The 1,761-nt window shown below is 65.5% G+C and carries 2 protein-coding genes, 1 tRNA gene and 1 pseudogene; all 4 read right to left on the bottom strand.

Annotated features, from left to right (window positions below; genetic code table 11):
- Window position 1 precedes the first annotated feature (1 nt).
- Window positions 2-74, bottom strand: a tRNA-Ala gene (locus Q4E95_RS13530).
- Window positions 75-238: 164 nt separating this feature from the next.
- Window positions 239-655: a ribosome silencing factor gene (rsfS, locus tag Q4E95_RS13525; protein ID WP_303383793.1), complete on the bottom strand. Its 417-nt coding sequence runs from the start codon at window positions 653-655 to the stop codon at window positions 239-241.
- Window positions 656-686: 31 nt separating this feature from the next.
- Complete coding sequence (locus Q4E95_RS13520; protein WP_303383792.1) at window positions 687-1,613, bottom strand: hypothetical protein; 927 nt, start codon at window positions 1,611-1,613, stop codon at window positions 687-689.
- Window positions 1,610-1,761 (bottom strand): annotated as a pseudogene (locus Q4E95_RS13515) (nicotinate-nucleotide adenylyltransferase); the annotation flags it as partial. The pseudogene Q4E95_RS13515 and the gene Q4E95_RS13520, both read right to left, overlap by 4 nt.

Below are 1,761 nucleotides of genomic sequence, written 5' to 3'. Positions count from 1 at the left end.
GTGGAGCTAAGGGGACTCGAACCCCTGACCCCCTGCATGCCATGCAGGTGCGCTACCAGCTGCGCCATAGCCCCGTGCTTTACCTCGAAGACTTTACCACAGTCCGTACAACCAACCGATGCCGGTTGTCCGTGTGCTTTCCGTGGCATTCCTCGTGGGCAACGCATTTATCCTAGACAGTCGTTCACCCGCCGTGCAAATCGGGTGTTCCGCATCGGGCCGTCCGGATACCGGGCCGTTATTCGGCGTGCGAGGCGCCCGGAGCGGCGTCGCCGTTCGAGGTGGAGACCTGCTCGGGAAGGTTCAGCGAGATCTTGGGGCTGTCCCCCCAGAGACGTTCCAAGGCGTAAAACGCACGGTCCTCGTCGTGGAGCACGTGGATCACGATGTCGCCGAAGTCGAGCAGTACCCAGCGGCCCTCGCCGCGACCTTCGCGGCGCAGTGGCTTGACCTTGTGCTCCTGGATGAGCTTGTCCTCGATGGCGTCGACCACCGCGGCGACCTGCCGCTCATTCGGGGCGGAGGCGAGCATGAAGGCGTCGGTGATGGCCAGGGAGTCGCTGACGTCGAAGGCCACAATGTTCTCGGCCTTCTTCTCGTCCGCGGCCAGGGCGGCGGTGCGAATGATCTCGACGGATTCGGGGAATGCAGTCACAGAGGGGTGAGTCCTTTCAGAGACTAAAGCGTTAGAGCACAAAAATGATGAGCACCGCGATGAGCGCGGCGATGAGCAGGAACAGAAGCACGAGCAGCGGCACCAGGGCCCCGGATCGTTGTTTGTAATCCTTGGCCTCGAGCAGGTCCAGGCCCTGGGCGTCCACGGCACGAACGGGTGTACCGGGGGCGCTGACCGATTCCGACGGTCTGGGATCGGGATCGAGGGACTCGTTTGACGGTAGGGCCTCCGGTTCCGCCTCCGCGTTGTTCCCGGACGACGCCGCCTGCGCGGGTTCTTGCCGCCGCTCCTGCGCGCCGTCGAGGGCCGTATCGGGCGCGGACGCCGCCGGAACCACACTGATCGTCACGGTGTGCGGATTCGATGCGGCAGCAAGGGGAGAACTTGGGAAGTGCCCGGGATCAACCCGCAACGGGTCCGCGGCCAGGGACGAACCCACGGTGGCCGACTCGGGGAAGGATACCGTGATGGTCTCCTCCCCCGCCGCGGGATTGGGCTCTGCCCCCGCACCATCACCCTGTTCAGCGTCACGGGCCCGCAGGGCGGACTGGGCATCCTTGCGGTCCTGCTCGTTGGCCGCGGCCGCGCGCAGGGCGAGTTCCGCAAATCGTTGCTGCTTCAGCAGCAGGTCTTGATCCACTGCCCCGGCGTTCGATTGCTCGGCCTCGTGGATCTCCTGGGCGTGCTCGGCCATTTCCCGTTGCAGTCGCGCCAGCCGACGCGGCCCCAACGGCCTGACCGGACCGGTTTCGGTGGGGCCGTCCAGGTCGATCACCGGTGCCGGTCCGGGCACCCGGGGAACCTCCGAGGTCCACGGAGCGGCCGTCGACCCGGATTCCCCGTGCGAGGTCTCCAGGCTGGTCTCTTCGATCGCATCCGGTTCCCGTGCTTCCCCAGGATTCGGGCTCCTGTCCTCTTCGGACCGAGGCTCACTCACAACGTGCTCCTGGTGGTTTCTCGGGGTCCGTTCTCGGTATCGCGGTCAACCGCGAGAAGGGTGGTCGAGGTGTGCTCATCGTGGACGTAGAGACCGTACTTGTTGATGTACTGAACCACACCGTCCGGCACCAGATACCAGACGGGCT

It is taken from the genome of Kocuria sp. (genome assembly GCF_030536815.1).
In the GTDB taxonomy this organism is placed as follows: Bacteria; Actinomycetota; Actinomycetes; order Actinomycetales; family Micrococcaceae; genus Kocuria; species Kocuria gwangalliensis.
The sequence above is the reverse complement of the archived record's forward strand: the minus strand, read 5'-3'. Positions and strand labels throughout refer to the sequence as shown.